The sequence below is a fragment of the Rathayibacter sp. Leaf185 genome, from assembly GCF_001423885.1.
GTDB lineage: Bacteria > Actinomycetota > Actinomycetes > Actinomycetales > Microbacteriaceae > Rathayibacter.
In genome coordinates this window covers 524,268-539,769 of record NZ_LMPP01000002.1, presented here as the reverse complement: position 1 = coordinate 539,769, position 15,502 = coordinate 524,268, and the positions used below count along the sequence as shown (strand labels likewise).

The following is a 15,502-nucleotide window of genomic DNA, read 5'->3' as shown; positions in this document are numbered from 1 at the left end:
CCGGATCCACCGTGGGATGTGGACAAGAACCCACCTCGCCCCCGCTGTGGAGGAGCGCGAACAGGATCCCATACCGGGATGGTCCGAGGAGCAGGCGGGCGGGACCGGGGTGGGCGCGCGACTCAGCGGTGCACGATCAACCAGGTCGCGATCGCGGTCCCGGTCCCGCGATTGACCATCCTGTGCGGGCGCTCGCACGGGAAGGTGATGGCGTCGCCCGCGGCCAGCACGACGATCTCGTCCTCGAACTCGACCGTCAGCTCGCCGAGCGTCACGGTCCCGACCTCGAAGCCGTCGTGGCGGAGGAACTGCCGGTGCGCCGTCGAGGTCGACCCCGGCGGATAGGTCGACTCGAAGAAGTCCACCGCGTCGATCGGCCCGGGTGCGAGCCGGCGGAAGAGCACGCCTCCGTCGAGGGTGACCGGCGCCACCTCGCCCGCGCGGACGACCGCGGTCTCGATCAGGGCGGGCGCGGGGGCCGACTCGTCGAAGACGGCCGACAGCGGGACACCCAGGGCTCCGACCATCGCGATCAAGCGGCCGACCGACGGCTGCATCGCCCCGCGCTCGATCTGCGACACGGCGCTGGCCGAGATCCCGAGGTCGCCGGCCAGGGCCCGCAGCGACATCCCCGACGCGAGGCGCAGATCGCGCAGCCGCGCTCCGAGCCGCTCGCGGTCGCCGACGGCCGCGGCGAGCGCCCGCTCCTCGGCGGCGTCCCGAGGTCCAGCGGTGCCGCCACCGTCGGCGGAGCTGTCGGAGAGCATCGCCCGTCGTCCTTCCTCAGTGATCGTCACGCACCCGTAACGGAGCCGAAACGATCCGCGGGGGGCCGAGTCGTAGGTTGACATCCGTGAAGCGATCACTTCACACGATGCCCACTGCTCCACGACCCTCGCGGTGGCGGCCGACCCGGTCGGCCCGCCGTCGCGACCACCCTGACACATCCCGTCCGTGCGCTCGCCGACGCACGACCGCCCGAGAGGTGGATCCACCATGACCGACCGCGCCACCGCCGCCCGCACCGACCCGCACTCCGCGGTGTCGATCGACGACGACCTCCCCGCCGGCGCCCCGCTGATCAAGCCGGGCTACGACGACCGCCTCGCCAACGACGACCTGGCTCCGCTCGCCAAGCAGCGCTGGTCGAGCTACAACATCTTCGCGTTCTGGATGTCGGACGTGCACAGCGTCGGCGGCTACGTCACCGCGGGCTCGCTGTTCGCGCTGGGCCTGGCCGGCTGGCAGGTGCTGGTCGCGCTCGTGGTCGGCATCGTGATCGTGCAGATCTTCTGCAACCTGGTCGCGAAGCCGAGCCAGGTCACCGGCGTCCCGTACCCGGTCATCAACCGCGCGATCTTCGGCATCCGCGGCGCGAACATCCCCGGCATCATCCGCGGCCTCATCGCGATCGCGTGGTACGGAGTGCAGACCTACCTCGCGGCGCAGTCGCTGAACATCGTGTTCCTCAAGTTCTTCCCCGACCTCGCCTCGTGGAACACCCCCGAGGCCTCGTTCCTCGGACTCTCGGCACTCGGCTACGTCTCCTACGCGATCCTCTGGGTCGCGCAGGCCGCCCTGTTCTGGCGGGGCATGGAGTCGATCCGCCGCTTCATCGACTGGGCCGGCCCCGCGGTCTACGTTGTGATGCTGATCCTCGCGATCTACCTCGTCTCGCAGGCGGGGTGGGAGAACATCTCGCTGAACCTCGGCTCGGGCGAGCCCCTCGACTTCGCCGCGTCGATCCCGGTCATGATCTCGGCCGTCGCCCTCGTGGTCGCCTACTTCTCGGGCCCGATGCTCAACTTCGGGGACTTCTCGCGTTACGCCCGCAGCTACAAGGCGGTCAAGAAGGGCAACCTCCTCGGACTCCCGATCAACTTCCTCTTCTTCTCGCTGCTCACGGTGATCACCGCCTCCGCGACGGTGCCCGTCTTCGGCGAGCTGATCACCGACCCGATCGAGACGGTCGAGCGGATCGACACCTGGTTCGCCGTCCTGCTGGGCGGGCTCACCTTCGTGATCGCCACGATCGGCATCAACATCGTCGCCAACTTCATCTCGCCCGCGTTCGACTTCTCGAACGTGAATCCGAAGAAGATCAGCTGGCGGATGGGCGGCATGATCGCCGCTGTCGGATCGGTGCTGCTCACCCCGTGGAACTGGTACTCGAACGACACCGCGATCCACTACACGCTCGGCATCCTCGGTGCCCTGATCGGCCCGCTGTTCGGCGTGCTCATCGCCGGCTACTACCTGATCAGCCGCCAGCGAGTCTGGGTCGACGACCTCTACTCGATGAGCGAGAAGGGCCGCTACTGGTTCTCGAAGGGGTTCAACCCCAACGCCGTCTGGGCGACCGCGATCGGCGGCGTCCCCTCCGTCCTCTCGGTCCTCGTGCCGCGCTGGATCGAGGAGGCGGGCGGCGCCTCCTTCACCTGGCTCGGCGACTACAGCTGGTTCATCGGCTGCGGGCTCGGTTTCGTCGCCATGGCGGTGCTCGAGCGCCGGTCGCCGCGCATCGGCCGGCTCGAGGACGACCTCGAGAACGTCAGCGACGGCGCGCTCGTCTGATCCCGGAGGGGCCCCTCCCCTCTCCTCCCCCACCCCGATCGAGGACACCGTGCTCATCACCGTCATCAATCCCAACACCAGCGCCTCGATGACCGAGACGATCGGGCGCGCCGCGCGCTCGGTCGCCTCGGTCGGGACGGAGATCGCCGCGGTGACGCCCCCGATGGGCCCGGCCTCGATCGAGAGCCACTACGACGAGGCCCTCGCGGTACCCGGCGTGCTGCACGAGATCGCGCGGGCGGAGGCGGCGGGGAGCGACGGCGCGGTCATCGCGTGCTTCGGCGACCCGGGCGTCGACGCCGCCCGCGAGGTCGCGAGCGGCCCGGTGATCGGCATCGCGGAGGCGGCGATGCACATGGCGACACTCGTCGGCCGAGGCTTCAGCGTGGTCACGACGCTCTCGCGCACCAGCGGTCGCGCCTGGGACATCGCGCGCCGGGCGGGATTCGGCGAGGCGTGCCGCGACGTGCACGCCTGCGACATCCCGGTGCTCGAGCTCGAGGACCCGCGCTCCGACGCGCGCCGCGTGATCCTCGAGGCCTGCCGCGACGCGCTCGCCGCCGACGGGTCGGACTCGATCGTGCTCGGCTGCGCCGGGATGGCCGACCTCTGCCGCGATCTCTCACGCGAGCTCGGCGTGCCCGTGATCGACGGCGTGGTCTCGGCCGTGCGGCTGGTCGAGGGCCTCGTGGCGATGGGAGTCACGACGTCGCGCCGCGACGAGTTCGCGATGCCGCGCACCAAGGCGATGAGCGGCCTGCTCGCCCCGTTCGAGCTCGCCTGAGCCGGGGCACGCGAGAGGCCCGGGAGGATCGACTCCCGGGCCTCTCGCGTGGAGCGACTAGCGCTGCTGTGCGGCTCGGCGGCGCGTCACGACGAGCGTGAGGAGTCCGAGCGCGAGCAGTGCCACCGCGCCGGAACCGACGCCCGCGGCCTCGACGCCCGTGGCGGCGAGGGCCGGGCCGCCACGCGTCCCGCTGCCCGTGGTGGAGACGGTGGTGGCATCACCGGGCCGCGGCACGTGCGCGCGGTACGTCACGTACTCGAGTCCGCCCTGAGCGGTCCCGAGGGTGCCCACCACCGTGACCATCGCGTCGATGTGGCCCGCGGCGACCGGGTAGCTGAAGGTACCGCCGCTGTAGTCGGCCGGGATCTCGATCCGGTCGAGCTCGTCCGCCACGAACGGGTGGTCCTCGGTCGGCCGGTCGTAGTCGGCCGCCCACACCACCAGGGTCACCGAGTCGAGGCAGTCGACAGTGCGGATCGCGGGGAGCACCACGGTCATCACGCCGTTCTTCGTGCTCGCCGTGACATCACCGGACTGGCTGACGATCACCTGCCCGTCGTTCGATGCGACGCACGCGCTGTAGTCGGCGGCGTCCGCCAGCGCCTGCTCCTCGCTCGACAGCGGGATGCTCGCGACGGAGACGGTCGCCGAGAAGACGCTCACCTTGGCCCAGACGTCACCGCCGGTCCGGCCGTAAGCCCACACGTCGACACCCCACTCCCCTGCGAAGGGGATGTCGACGACGACACTCGAGCTGTCGAGTCCGGCATCGGGCACCTCGAACGACTCGTCCGCCGCGACGATCCGCGGGTATTCCTTGCTGCTGACGGTGTACCCGAAGACCACGGAGTCGTAGCACCCGCGCTCGGTGACGCGCGGGAGATCGAGGACCAGAGCGCCGGGACGAGCCGACACGGACGGGACTCCGTCGAGGATCACTCCGACTCCGCCGTCGTGCTCCGCGCCGGGAGGGCCGTCGAAGCAGCCCACCTGCGGCGGCGTCGGCTCGGGAGTCGGAGTCGCGGTCGCGGTGGGAGTCGCGGTGGCCGTCGCGGTCGCGGTCGGAGTCGCGGTTGCGGTCGGAGTCGCGGTCGCGGTCGGAGTCGCGGTCGGAGTCGCGGTCGGCGCGGTCGTGGCCGTCGGAAGGGGAGACGCGGTCGGGACCGCGGTGGACGTGGGCTCGGGAGTGCTGGTACTCGCGGCCGCCCCCGGCGCGAGGACGCCGGCGGCGAGGCCGACGGCGAGAGTGAGGCACGCGAGACGCGAGCGCGAGCGGAGAGAGGTCCCCCGGAGAGACATGGATGTGTTCCTTCTCGAGAATGTGGAAGCGGGATCGACGCCGAAGCTGCCCCCGTGGCGCCTGGCTGATGTCTATCAGCCGGCTGAACGCACGCACATCCACCGTGCGACCACGTTCCGCATCGATCGGATAACGGGCGCGCAGCCCGGTCTCTGCGAGGATCGGGAGATGGCGATCCTCCGCGACCTGGCTCTCGGCGCACGGCTGTTCGGGCGGGGCTTCGGGACCTGGGTCCGATCGCCGCGGTCGATGCTCCTCGGGGCGATCCCGCCGCTGATCGTCGGCCTCGTCTTCGTCTGCGTCCTCGTCCTCGCGCTCACCCGCATCGACGAGGTCGTGAGCGCGCTGACCCCGTTCCTCGACGGCTGGGGCGAGGCGTGGGCGTCGACCGCGCGCCTCCTGCTCGCGATCGCGGCGGTCGGCGCGCTGGTCGCCCTGGGGGTCGTGCTCTTCGCCGCCGTCACCCTCCTGGTGGGCGATCCCTTCTACGAGCGGATCTGGCGCGGGGTCGAGGACGAGCTCGGCGGCGTGCCCGACGAGCACGAGACGGGGTTCTGGCGCGGGCTCGGCCGCAGCGTCCGCGACTCCGCTGTGCTGGTCGCCACCTCGCTCGCCATCGGCGTGGTCCTCGTGCTGCTCGGCTTCATCCCCGTCGTCGGGCAGATCGTGGGCCTGATCGCCGGCGCCCTCGTCGGCGGCCGGGCGCTCGCCCTCGAGCTCACCGGATTCGCCGGCGACGCCCGCGGGATGAGCCTCGGCGAGCGCCGGCGCCTGCTGGGCAGGCATCGCGCGGTGTCGCTCGGCTTCGGCATCGCGGTCTACCTCGCCTTCCTCGTTCCCGGAGGCGCGGTGGTCGCGACGCCCGCGGCGACGGCGGGCGCGACCCTCCTCCTCCGGCACCTGCGGGGCGAGTCGACCGAGCGGGTCGCGACCACCTTGGCCGCCTGAGGGCCGGTCCCCTAGACTCCCCCCATGCGCACGTCGACCCTCCGCCGCTCCTGGTGGCCCGCCTCCTAGGCAGGCCGACGCGCAGACTCCTCTCGCACACGACCGCCTCGACCGGGCGGTCGTTCTGCATGTCGGGGCCCGGGTGAGGGACACCCCGACCCAAGGACCACGATGACCTCGCTGCTCTCCCGCATCCTCGCCTCCGACGGCTCGCTGCCGTTCGCGGTCGTCCTCCGCCAGGGCCGCACCGAGGTCGACGTCTTCACCGGTGACGTGGTCGATGTCGACGGGCTCGCCGACATCCCGCTCGACGGCGACGAGGTGCTCACCCTGGTGCCCTACCGCCAGGTGCGCGAGCGCGGCTTCGCGGCGAAGGACGACGGGGCGCCGCTGCGGAACCTGATCGTGCGCGAGCGCGAGAGCGTCCCGCTGGCCGAGGTGCTCGCGCTGCTGCCCGAGCGCGAGATCCCCGTCGAGGAGCGCGGCTTCGACGTTCCCGACGAGGAGTACGCCGAGATCGTCCGCCGCGTGATCGACGACGAGATCGGCCGGGGCGAGGGCGCCAACTTCGTGATCAACCGAGCCTTCGTCGCGCAGACCGACGCCCCTGCCGTCGAGGCGGTGCTGGCCTGGTTCCGCCGGCTGCTCACCGACGAGTCGGGCGCCTACTGGACCTTCGCGATCCACACCCCGGGCACCGACGGTGCTCCGACGGTGACCGCGGTCGGGGCCACCCCTGAGCGGCACGTGTCGGTGCGCGACGGTGTGGCGATGATGAACCCGATCAGCGGCACCTTCCGCCACCCCGCCACCGGCCCCACGGGCGAGGGGGTGCTCGCGTTCCTCGCCGATGTGAAGGAGAGCGAGGAGCTCTTCATGGTGGTGGACGAGGAGATGAAGATGATGAGCGCGGTCTGCCCGAACGGCGGACGCATCCTCGGGCCCTTCCTCAAGCAGATGTCGCGGCTGAGCCACACCGAGTACCTGCTCGAGGGCCGCACCGACCTCGACGTGCGCGAGGTGCTGCGCCTGACGATGTTCGCGCCGACCGTCACCGGCTCGCCGATGGAGAACGCGTGCGCGGTGATCGCCGAGTACGAGAAGGAGCCGCGCGGCTACTACTCCGGCGTGCTCGCCCTGTTCGAGCCCGAGGAGCAGGGCTACACGGTCGACGCGCCGATCCTGATCCGCACCGCCTACCTCCGCGAGGACGGCCGGCTGACGGTGCCCGCAGGCGCCACGCTCGTGCGCCACTCGACCCCCGAGGGCGAGGTCGCCGAGACCCGGGCGAAGGCGTCGGGCGTGCTCTCGGCGCTCGGGCTCCTGCCGCACCGCGACGTCCCGCCCGCGATCGACCTCAACGCGCAGCCGGGGGTCCAGGAGGCGCTCGAGGCCCGCAACGAGCGGCTCGCCTCGTTCTGGCTCCGCCCCCAGGCCCCCGAGCACATCGAGGGTCTCGCCGGGCACACCGCCCTGATCGTCGACAACGAGGACCAGTTCACGACGATGCTCGCGCACCAGCTGCGCCACCTCGGCATGGACGCCCGGGTCGAGCGCTGGTCGAGCGTCGAGGACGTGCTCTCGGACGACCTCGTCGTGTTCGGTCCCGGCCCCGGCGACCCGCGGGACGACTCCGAACCGCGGATCGCGCGCCTGCGCGCCCTGATGACCGAGCGGCTCGACTCGGAGCGGCCGATGCTGGCCGTCTGCCTCAGCCACCAGATGCTCTCGCTGCTGGCGGGGCTGCCGGTCGAGCCGCTGCCCGCCCCGCGCCAGGGCGTGCGCCTGGCGGTCGACGTGTTCGGCGAGGACGCGGCGATCGGCTTCTACAACACCTTCTCCTCCGTCGCCGGTGCGGGCACGACGCGTACGCCGCTGCTCGACCTCGAGGTCTCGGGCGACGCGGCGACCGGAGTCGTCAACGCGCTCCGCGGCGAGGGGATCGCGTCGGTGCAGGGGCACCTCGAGTCGGTGCTCTCCTCGGACGGGCTGCGCACGCTCGAGCGCCTGGTGCGCACGGCGACCTCGCAGCCGGCGCGCGCGTGAGCGACGTCCGCCTGATCGCGTCGCCCTCGTACCCGCCCGAACTGCGGGAGGCGGTGGGCGAGAGCGTCAGAGCAGCGGCGGAGGCGGCGCGCGGCTGGTACGGCCGGGGTGACAAGCTCGCGGCCGATGCGGCGTCGGTCGTGGCGATGCGCGCGGTGCTCGCCGAGGCGCCGTTCGACGGCATCGTCGTCATCGGCGAGGGCGAGAAGGACGACGCACCCATGCTCGCGAACGGCGAGCGGCTCGGGCGGGCGAGTGCACCCTCCTGCGACGTCGCGGTCGATCCGCTCGACGGCACGCGGCTGACGGCGGAGGGGATCCCGGGCTCGGTCTGCGTCATCGCGCTCGCGCCGCGCGGCACGATGCTCGACCCGCGCGACGTCTTCTACATGGACAAGCTCGTCTGCTCGGCCGCGGGCGCCGGAGTCGTCTCGCTCGATCTCGCTCCGGCCGAGAACGCGCGGCGGCTGGCGGAGGCACTCGGCAAGCCTCTCGGCGAGCTCGTCGTCGTGGTGCTCGACAAGCCGCGGCACTCCGAGCTCGTCTCCGCACTCCGGGCCGCGGGCGTCTCGCTCGAGCTGCGCGGTGAGGGCGACGTGTCGGTCGCGATCGAGGCGGCCGACCCCGCGGGCCGCGTCGACCTGGTGCTCGGCATCGGCGGCACCCCGGAGGGAGTCGTCGCCGCCTGCGCGGTGCGCGCTCTCGGCGGCGTGATGGAAGGGCGGCTCGCCCCGCAGACCGCACTCGAGCGCGCGAACGCCCTCGCGGCCGGCCACGACCTCGACCGGCTGCTGACCCTCGACGACCTCGTCGCCTCCGACGACGTCCTCTTCGCGGGCTGCACCGTCTGACTCGAGTCTCCGCTCGGGTGCACAGCACCCCGCGTATCTCAGGACCGAGGGGAGACTCGCGACGGCCGCCCGTGACGGATGTCATGGCCCAGTCGTGACGGACGGGCGAGGTCCTCGCCGCGGTCCGCCGAGATGCTGGAGGCATGACACAGCCAGCGCACGCCTCCCCCGCGATCGATGCCTCCGCGATCACGAAGAGCTTCGGCTCCGTCACCGCGGTGGCCGGAGTCGACCTGACCGTCGCCCCCGGCGAGATCGTCGCGTTCCTCGGCCCGAACGGCGCGGGCAAGACGACCACGATCGACATGATCCTGGGGCTCTCCTCCCCCGACTCCGGTGCGGTCCGGGTCTTCGGCCACGAGCCCCGCACGGCGATCGCCCACGGACTGGTCTCGGCGGTGCTGCAGACCGGCGGGCTCCTCAAGGACCTCACGGTGCGCGAGACGCTGCAGCTCACGGCCAGCCTCTTCGCCGACGCCCGCCCGGTCGACGAGGTGCTCGAACGGGCCGGGATCACCGGCCTCGCCGCGCGCCGCGTCGGCGTCTGCTCCGGCGGCGAGCAGCAGCGCCTCCGCTTCGCCATGGCACTGCTGCCCGATCCGGGGCTGCTGATCCTCGACGAGCCGACGACCGGCATGGACGTCGAGGGGCGGCGCGCGTTCTGGAGCGCGATCCGCGCCGACGCCGCCCGCGGGCGCACCGTGCTCTTCGCGACGCACTACCTCGACGAGGCCGACGAGTACGCGGATCGCATCGTGCTGATGAGCCGCGGCCGCATCGTCGCCGACGGCGCGACCAGCCAGATCAAGAACCTGGTCTCGGGGCGGATCGTGCAGGCGACCCTGCCCGGCGCGGATCTCGATGGGCTGGCGTCCCTCCCCTCCGTCGACTCGGTGGAGGCGCGGGGCGACCGCGTCACGATCCACACCGGCGACTCCGACGCGGTCGCGCGCCACCTGCTCACCCGGACCAGCGCGCTCGACCTCGAGATCACGGCCCAGAACCTCGAGAGCGTGTTCCTCGCCCTCACCTCCGAAGGAGCCTCCGCATGACCGCCACCACGCCCGCCGACCGGGTGCGACTCGATCGCCGCGTCCCGCCGTTCGGCGGCTTCACGCTCACCTACCTCCGCATCGAGCTCGCACGCAAGCTCCGCAACCGGCGGACGCTGGTGTTCACGCTCGTCTTCCCCGTGATGATGTTCCTGATCATCGGCTACCCGCTCCGCGACGAGGCGCTGACCGCGACACCGGTCGCGCAGGGAGGGACCTCGGTCGCGGCGTTCATCATGGTGTCGATGGCGATGTACGGGGCGATGATGTCGGCGACGCAGACCGGCGCCTCCGTCGCCGTCGAGCGCGCCCAGGGCTGGAGCCGCCAGCTGCGGCTGACCCCGCTCGACCCGTTCGTCAACGTACTGATCAAGATGATCGCCGGGATGATGCTGGGCCTCGTCGCCGTCGTCGCGACCTACCTCGTGGGCGCTGTCAGCGGCGTGCAGCTCTCGACCGCGCAGTGGCTCTCGACCGGAGTCGCCGGCTGGCTGCTCGCGAGCGCCGTCTTCACCTCGCTCGGCCTGATGGTCGGCTACCTGGTGCCGGGCGAGAACGCCGCGCAGGCGACGAGCCTCGTGATCGTCCTGCTCGCGTTCCTCGGCGGACTGTTCTACCCGGTCAGCAGCATGCCCGACTTCATGCAGACGATCGCCTCGTTCACCCCGGTCTACGGGATCGCCGAGCTCGCCCGGGCGCCGCTGACCGGCGAGGGCTTCGACCTGGCGGCGCTGATCAACGCGATCGTCTGGCTGGCGGTGTTCCTCGGGGGCACCGTGGTCTTCTTCCGCCGCGACACGAAGCGTGTCTGACGCCCGGGGAGGCGGACCTAAGGTGGGCCGGTGAGCACGATGCGCGAGCAGCGGGACGCGGGCGGGCCCGGCTGGCCGATCCGCCCTGCGACGGCCGGTGCCGACAGCTCCGCCTCGCTGAGATCGGCGCTCTGGACCGGGCGCGCGACCCGCTGGTACGTCGGCGCCGCCTTCTCGCTCTTCTGGGCCTACTCGACCGTTCCCGACATCCTGCGTTCGGAGGGCTCCACCGCGTTCCGCGTCTCGGGCGTCGCCCTCATCGTGGTCTTCAGCCTCGCGTTCCTCATCGCGCCCCCGGTCGCCTGGATGCTCGCAGCACGCGGACGCGTCGTCGTCTGCGCAGCGATGCTCGCTCTCTCGTTCACCCTCCTGCCGTGGCTCGGCCGGGACGTCACCGGGCTCTGGACCTACGTCGGCGTGCTGGTCGGCATGTGCGTGTTCTCGTGGCGGATGACGCTGCTGATCGTCGGCGGCCTCACGCTCGTCACCCTCGCGGTCCGGGTCGACGCGGGCGGCTGGACAGAGACGGCGTTCATCGTTCCCGTCATCGTCCTGTCCATCTCACTGATGATGGCGACCTTCGCCCGCACGATCGCGACGGTCAACCAGCTGCGCGCCACGCAGGCCGAGCTCGAGCTGATGACCGCCGAGCGGGAGCGGAGCCGGGTGGCGCGGGACATCCACGACATCCTCGGGCACTCCCTGACCGTCATCACCGTCAAGTCCGAGCTGGCGGGGCGGCTGATCGACGCGGATCCGGTACGGGCGCGCGCCGAGATCGCCGACGTCGAATCGCTCGCCCGCGGAGCGCTCGCCGACGTGCGGGCCACCGTCTCCGGCTTCCGGGCGATGACCGCGAGTGGCGAGCTCGCCGCGGCGCGGGGCGCGCTCACCGCCGCCGGCGTCACTGCGGATCTGCCGTCGTCGACCGACGCCGTGCCGCCCGCGCACCGCGAGCTGGTCGGCTGGGTGATCCGCGAGGGAGTGACGAACGTCGTCCGCCACGCGGGCGCCTCCCGCTGCCGGATCCGCCTGAGCGGCTGCGAGGTCGAGATCGCCGACGACGGGGTCGGCCGGCGGGCGGAGTCGCCGATGTCGACGGGTCTCAGCGGACTGCGCGAACGGGTCGAGTCGGCGGGCGGTCGGCTCTCGACGGGCACGAGCGACCTGGGCGGCTTCAGTCTGCGGGCCTCGCTGCCGGAGGGTCCGCGATGAGCGGGCCGATCCTCCGCCTGCTGATCGCCGACGACCAGGCGCTGGTGCGCGGCGCGCTCGCGGCGCTGCTCTCGCTCGAGGACGACATCGAGGTGGTCGCCGAGGTCGGCCGGGGCGACGAGGTGCTCGCCGCGGCGCGGGCCAGCACTCCGGATGTGGCGCTGCTCGACATCGAGATGCCCGGGATGGACGGCATCACCGCCGCCGGCGAGCTCCGCGCCGCGCTGCCGCAGTGCCGGGTGCTGATCGTGACGACCTTCGGCCGCCCCGGGTACCTCAGCCGCGCGATGCACGCGGGCGCCTCGGGATTCGTCGTGAAGGACACCCCCTCGGCCCAGCTCGCCGACGCCGTCCGGCGCGTGGCGCAGGGGCTGCACGTCGTCGATCCCTCCCTCGCTGCGGAGTCGCTGGCCCAGGGCGGTACGCCGCTCACCGAGCGCGAGACCGACGTGCTCTCGGCCGCGCGCACCGGCGGCTCGATCGCCGACCTGGCGCGGATGCTGCACCTCTCGGAGGGGACGGTCCGCAATCACCTGTCGGCGGTCATCGGCAAGACCGGTGCGCGCAATCGCGCCGACGCCGCCCGCATCGCGGAGCGCAACGGCTGGCTGTGACGCGCGATCAGGGCGCCGCGACTCCGTGCCGCCAGTAGCCGGCGAAGGTGATGTCGCGCTTGTCGACACCCCGCTCGGCGACGAGGTGGCGACGAGCACCGGTGGCGAGAGCCGACTCGCCCACCGCGAAGACGGAGGGGCGACCGCCCGGCAGCTCGGCTCCACGGAGCACGTCGAGTGCGTGCTCGCCGGGCCGGGCGTGCGCCTCGGCACGCGGCAGCCAGTGCACCGTGACGGCCTCGGAGGCGGTGATCGGCTGATGGTCCTCGTCGCCGGGCACCTCGAGGAACACCTCCACGCGACGGGCGGCGGGCAGCGACTCCAGGATCCCTGCGACCGCGGGCAGTCCTGTCTCGTCGGCGACGAGGAGGCACCAGTCGGTGCCGTCCGCACGGCGGTAGCCGAAGCCCTGGTCGAGGATGCCGACCCGATCGCCTGCCGCGGCGGTGAGCGCGAAGGTCACCGCCGGTCCCGCCTCCCCCTCCTCACCGTGCACCACGAAGTCGACATCGAGCTCGGGACCGCCGTCGGCTCCCTCGGCGCGGTACCGGCGGACGGTGTAGTTGCGCACGAACGGGCGGCGGGCCCGGGGCATCGCGAGGTACTGGGCGTACCAGAGCGCACTCGCGCGGGTGGGGAGCCGCAGCTCCTCCTGCCCCGGGCGCGGGAGGAACAACCGGAACCACTGGTCGTGCCCGAGAGGATGCAGGAGCGCCACTCCCGGGCCGCCGAACGTGACGCGCTGCATGCTCGGCGTCACCCGCGCAGTCCGCACGACCTCGACGGCGATGACCTGGGGATCGGTGGGCCTGGTCGGGGTGAACGAGCGTGGCATGCGGGACCTCCGGACGGGCCGACGGATGCGGCGGGTTCGGTTAGCCTAGCCTTACCTCTCGGCCGCGTGCAGACCTCGGCGCGGAGCGACCGGCGTGCCGTGCTGACGCAGAAGAACCCCGCCGCGAGATGCGAGACGGGGTTCTTCCTGAACGTAGCGGGAGCGGGACTTGAACCCGCGACACCACGATTATGAGCCGTGTGCTCTAACCACCTGAGCTACCCCGCCGCGCGTCTCCGGAGGCTCGGCCTGCCGGGAACGGAGCCCCCTGTGGGAATCGGACCCACTACCTCTTCCTTACCAAGGAAGTGCTCTACCAATGAGCTAAGGGGGCGCACCTGCGGGTCTTCGTCGCCCCTCTCGAGGCGTGCCCGCGATTTGGCACCGTTAGACAATAGCACCCCGGAGGGGCGTCACCGACCGCGGTCGGGCGGGGTGCAGGACCGCTGCGCTGACCGGTCCCGGACCCTGCACGACCGGGCTTCTAGGAGCGGCTCGCCGTGTCGAGCGCCGTGAGCTCCGCGGCGTCCAGCTCCAGCGACGCCGAGGCGACGAGTGCGGGCAGCTGCTCCATCACGCGGGCGCTCGCGATCGGCGCGACGACGCCGGGCTGCGAGCGGAGCCACGCGAGCGCGACCGTCGCGACCTCGGCGGCGTGCGCCTCGGCCACCGCGTCGAGCGCGGCGAGCACCCGGCGCCCGCGGGCGTCGAGGTACTGCGCGGCTCCGGAGGCGCGGGGGCTGTCCGGCGTCGCTCCGTCGCGGTACTTGCCGGTCAGGAAGCCGGAGGCGAGCGCGTAGTACGGCACGACCGCGAGGCCCGCCTCGCGCGCGAGGGGCAGCAGGTCGGCCTCGATGCCGCGCTCGACCAGGTTGTAGTGCGGCTGGAGGGCGACCGGCGCGTGCAGCCCCTCCTCCGCCGCGATGCGCAGCCACCCCGAGACGCGCTCGGCGCTGAAGTTCGAGACGCCGATCGAGCGCACGAGCCCCTCGTCGACGAGCTCGGAGAAGACGCGCGCGATGTCCTCGAGGGGCACGGCGTCGTCGTCGAAGTGGGCGTAGTAGAGGTCGATGCGGTCGGTTCGCAGGCGCTCGAGCGACGCACGGGCCGCTGCGCGGACGTTCGCGGGAGCGAGGCCGGTGAACTGCGGGTGGCGGCTCACCTTGGTCGCGATGACGACGTCCTCGCGCGAGGTCCCGGGGCGGGTCAGCCACTCGCCGATGATGGTCTCGGACTCGCCGCCCCTGTTGCCGGGCACCCAGGCCGAGTAGGAGTCGGCGGTGTCGATGAAGTTCCCGCCCGCGGCCACGTAGCCGTCGAGCACGTCGAACGAGGTCTGCCGCCCCGAAGTCCAGCCGAAGACGTTGCCGCCGAGCGAGAGCGGGAACACCTCGATCCCGGAATCGCCGAGCGGTGCGCGGGTGGAGGAGTCGTGGGCCGGGGCTGCGCTGTCGATCGTCATCGTCCGATTCAACCCGCCGCCGCGCACCCGCGAGACCCCCTCCCCGTCATGTTCGGCAAGCACTCAGGGTGGGGCGTCAGTCGTCCATCGGATAGTCGGCGTAGGCGAAACGCGTCGAGTCGGGCGCCCAGCCCGCGACGTTGATCGTGCCCTGCCCGCCGACGAGGCGCTGCACGACACGGCCCGGCGCGGTGGCGGAGGGGAGGTCGATCAGCCGGAGCTCCACGGGCAGGTTCTCGGGGTGCCCGGCGGTGCCCGGGGGATACGCCAGGTAGAGCAGGTGCGCGCCGTCGGGTGACACGTGCGGGAACCAGTCGACGGTGTCCGACTCGACGACGTGCTCGGGCTCGGAGCCGTCCACGGACATCCGGAAGATCTGCGCCCCGGAGCCTGCGCGCTCGGAGTTGAAGTACACGCTCCGCCCGTCCGGTGCGAAGTCGACCCCGTCGTCGGGGTGCTCGTCGTCGGTGAGCGCCGTGAGCGGACCGCCGCCGGCGGGCATCGTGTACACGTTGGTCCGCCAGACCCCGGAGGCGTCCTCGCCGCCGCCGATCAGCGCGAGCAGCGTGCCGTCGGGCGAGACGCCGTGCAGATAGTGCTTGAAGCGGGCGCCCTCCGGCGGGGCGGTCAGGCGACGGGCCGGCGCCGATCCGTCGAGCGCGACCGCGTAGAGGTGCCCGTCGCGCGCGGAGACGTAGGCGGTGCCGCCCTCCGGAGCGAGGACGTGATCGTTGTTGAGCTCGTCGGGCACGCCGTCGAGCGCGATCGCCTCGAGCGATCCCGAGCCGTCCAGCGGGAGCCGGAAGAGGCCGCCGTCACCGTTGACCACGAGGAACGAGCCGTCGGGCGACCAGTTCGGCGCCTCGACGAGCAGGGTGTCCGACTCGAACACGGTGGTGGCGACTCCGGTCGCGACATCGTGCACTCGGAGTCGGCAGAGCTGACGGGGCAGGAGGGAACGGGCCATGGACCAAAAGTACGGTGACCCGTCAAGCCTGTCCGCACT

14 protein-coding genes and 2 tRNA genes are annotated in these 15,502 nt (G+C 72.2%); 9 read left to right on the top strand and 7 right to left on the bottom strand.

Annotated elements, in window-relative coordinates; translation table 11 throughout:
• Positions 1-122: 122 nt before the first annotated feature.
• Complete coding sequence (locus tag ASG06_RS09855; protein ID WP_056041538.1) at positions 123-767, bottom strand: helix-turn-helix domain-containing protein; 645 nt, start codon at positions 765-767, stop codon at positions 123-125.
• A 229-nt stretch (positions 768-996) separates the two neighbouring features.
• Here ASG06_RS09855 and ASG06_RS09850 point away from each other — a divergent pair, with 229 nt between their 5' ends.
• Together ASG06_RS09850 and ASG06_RS09845 are read left to right on the top strand one after the other, a co-directional pair.
• Complete coding sequence (locus tag ASG06_RS09850; protein WP_082499113.1) at positions 997-2,574, top strand: NCS1 family nucleobase:cation symporter-1; 1,578 nt, start codon at positions 997-999, stop codon at positions 2,572-2,574.
• Between the two features lie 49 nt (positions 2,575-2,623).
• Positions 2,624-3,358, top strand: a complete 735-nt coding sequence (locus ASG06_RS09845) for an aspartate/glutamate racemase family protein (protein ID WP_056041536.1) — start codon at positions 2,624-2,626, stop codon at positions 3,356-3,358.
• Between the two features lie 57 nt (positions 3,359-3,415).
• On the opposite strand, the gene ASG06_RS20240 is transcribed toward ASG06_RS09845, so the two are convergent.
• Positions 3,416-4,660: a hypothetical protein gene (locus ASG06_RS20240; protein ID WP_056041534.1), complete on the bottom strand. Its 1,245-nt coding sequence runs from the start codon at positions 4,658-4,660 to the stop codon at positions 3,416-3,418.
• 169 nt (positions 4,661-4,829) lie between these two features.
• Here ASG06_RS20240 and ASG06_RS09835 point away from each other — a divergent pair, with 169 nt between their 5' ends.
• The 7 genes from ASG06_RS09835 to ASG06_RS09805 all read left to right on the top strand — a co-directional run bounded on the left by ASG06_RS09835 (position 4,830) and on the right by ASG06_RS09805 (position 12,199).
• A complete protein-coding gene (locus ASG06_RS09835; RefSeq protein WP_056041532.1) occupies positions 4,830-5,609 on the top strand; it encodes an EI24 domain-containing protein in 780 nt (259 codons plus the stop codon).
• A 171-nt stretch (positions 5,610-5,780) separates the two neighbouring features.
• A complete protein-coding gene (locus ASG06_RS09830; protein ID WP_056041530.1) occupies positions 5,781-7,655 on the top strand; it encodes an anthranilate synthase family protein in 1,875 nt (624 codons plus the stop codon).
• Positions 7,652-8,506 (top strand): fructose-bisphosphatase class II family protein, encoded by an 855-nt coding sequence (locus tag ASG06_RS09825; RefSeq protein WP_056041529.1) that lies wholly within the window; start codon positions 7,652-7,654, stop codon positions 8,504-8,506. The genes ASG06_RS09830 and ASG06_RS09825 overlap by 4 nt, the downstream gene beginning before the upstream one ends.
• A 143-nt stretch (positions 8,507-8,649) precedes the next feature.
• A complete protein-coding gene (locus ASG06_RS09820; RefSeq protein ID WP_056041527.1) occupies positions 8,650-9,558 on the top strand; it encodes an ABC transporter ATP-binding protein in 909 nt (302 codons plus the stop codon).
• A complete protein-coding gene (locus ASG06_RS09815) occupies positions 9,555-10,370 on the top strand; it encodes an ABC transporter permease (protein ID WP_056041525.1) in 816 nt (271 codons plus the stop codon). The genes ASG06_RS09820 and ASG06_RS09815 overlap by 4 nt, the downstream gene beginning before the upstream one ends.
• A 39-nt stretch (positions 10,371-10,409) precedes the next feature.
• Complete coding sequence (locus tag ASG06_RS09810) at positions 10,410-11,585, top strand: sensor histidine kinase (protein WP_056042528.1); 1,176 nt, start codon at positions 10,410-10,412, stop codon at positions 11,583-11,585.
• An 8-nt stretch (positions 11,586-11,593) separates the two neighbouring features.
• Positions 11,594-12,199, top strand: a complete 606-nt coding sequence (locus ASG06_RS09805; RefSeq protein WP_056042525.1) for a response regulator transcription factor — start codon at positions 11,594-11,596, stop codon at positions 12,197-12,199.
• A gap of 7 nt (positions 12,200-12,206) precedes the next feature.
• On the opposite strand, the gene ASG06_RS09800 is transcribed toward ASG06_RS09805, so the two are convergent.
• The 5 genes from ASG06_RS09800 to ASG06_RS09780 form a co-directional block, all read right to left on the bottom strand.
• A complete protein-coding gene (locus ASG06_RS09800) occupies positions 12,207-13,034 on the bottom strand; it encodes a siderophore-interacting protein (protein ID WP_056041523.1) in 828 nt (275 codons plus the stop codon).
• Between the two features lie 154 nt (positions 13,035-13,188).
• Positions 13,189-13,262, bottom strand: a tRNA-Met gene (locus ASG06_RS09795).
• 34 nt (positions 13,263-13,296) lie between these two features.
• Positions 13,297-13,368, bottom strand: a tRNA-Thr gene (locus ASG06_RS09790).
• A 150-nt stretch (positions 13,369-13,518) separates the two neighbouring features.
• Positions 13,519-14,496, bottom strand: coding sequence for an aldo/keto reductase (locus tag ASG06_RS09785; protein WP_056041521.1), 978 nt, complete (start codon positions 14,494-14,496; stop codon positions 13,519-13,521).
• Between the two features lie 76 nt (positions 14,497-14,572).
• A complete protein-coding gene (locus ASG06_RS09780; protein WP_056041519.1) occupies positions 14,573-15,463 on the bottom strand; it encodes a TolB family protein in 891 nt (296 codons plus the stop codon).
• Between the last annotated feature and the right edge of the window lie 39 nt (positions 15,464-15,502).

What these genes read in the sequence shown, in the direction of transcription:
- ASG06_RS09815 (WP_056041525.1), top strand. Translation starts at nt 9,555, where the DNA reads ATGACCGCCACCACGCCCGCCGACCGGGTGCGACTCGATCGCCGCGTC.
- ASG06_RS09800 (WP_056041523.1), bottom strand. Translation starts at nt 13,034, where the DNA reads ATGCCACGCTCGTTCACCCCGACCAGGCCCACCGATCCCCAGGTCATC.
- ASG06_RS09820 (WP_056041527.1), top strand. Translation starts at nt 8,650, where the DNA reads ATGACACAGCCAGCGCACGCCTCCCCCGCGATCGATGCCTCCGCGATC.
- ASG06_RS09850 (WP_082499113.1), top strand. Translation starts at nt 997, where the DNA reads ATGACCGACCGCGCCACCGCCGCCCGCACCGACCCGCACTCCGCGGTG.
- ASG06_RS09830 (WP_056041530.1), top strand. Translation starts at nt 5,781, where the DNA reads ATGACCTCGCTGCTCTCCCGCATCCTCGCCTCCGACGGCTCGCTGCCG.
- ASG06_RS09785 (WP_056041521.1), bottom strand. Translation starts at nt 14,496, where the DNA reads ATGACGATCGACAGCGCAGCCCCGGCCCACGACTCCTCCACCCGCGCA.
- ASG06_RS09810 (WP_056042528.1), top strand. Translation starts at nt 10,410, where the DNA reads ATGCGCGAGCAGCGGGACGCGGGCGGGCCCGGCTGGCCGATCCGCCCT.
- ASG06_RS09855 (WP_056041538.1), bottom strand. Translation starts at nt 767, where the DNA reads ATGCTCTCCGACAGCTCCGCCGACGGTGGCGGCACCGCTGGACCTCGG.
- ASG06_RS20240 (WP_056041534.1), bottom strand. Translation starts at nt 4,660, where the DNA reads ATGTCTCTCCGGGGGACCTCTCTCCGCTCGCGCTCGCGTCTCGCGTGC.
- ASG06_RS09835 (WP_056041532.1), top strand. Translation starts at nt 4,830, where the DNA reads ATGGCGATCCTCCGCGACCTGGCTCTCGGCGCACGGCTGTTCGGGCGG.
- ASG06_RS09780 (WP_056041519.1), bottom strand. Translation starts at nt 15,463, where the DNA reads ATGGCCCGTTCCCTCCTGCCCCGTCAGCTCTGCCGACTCCGAGTGCAC.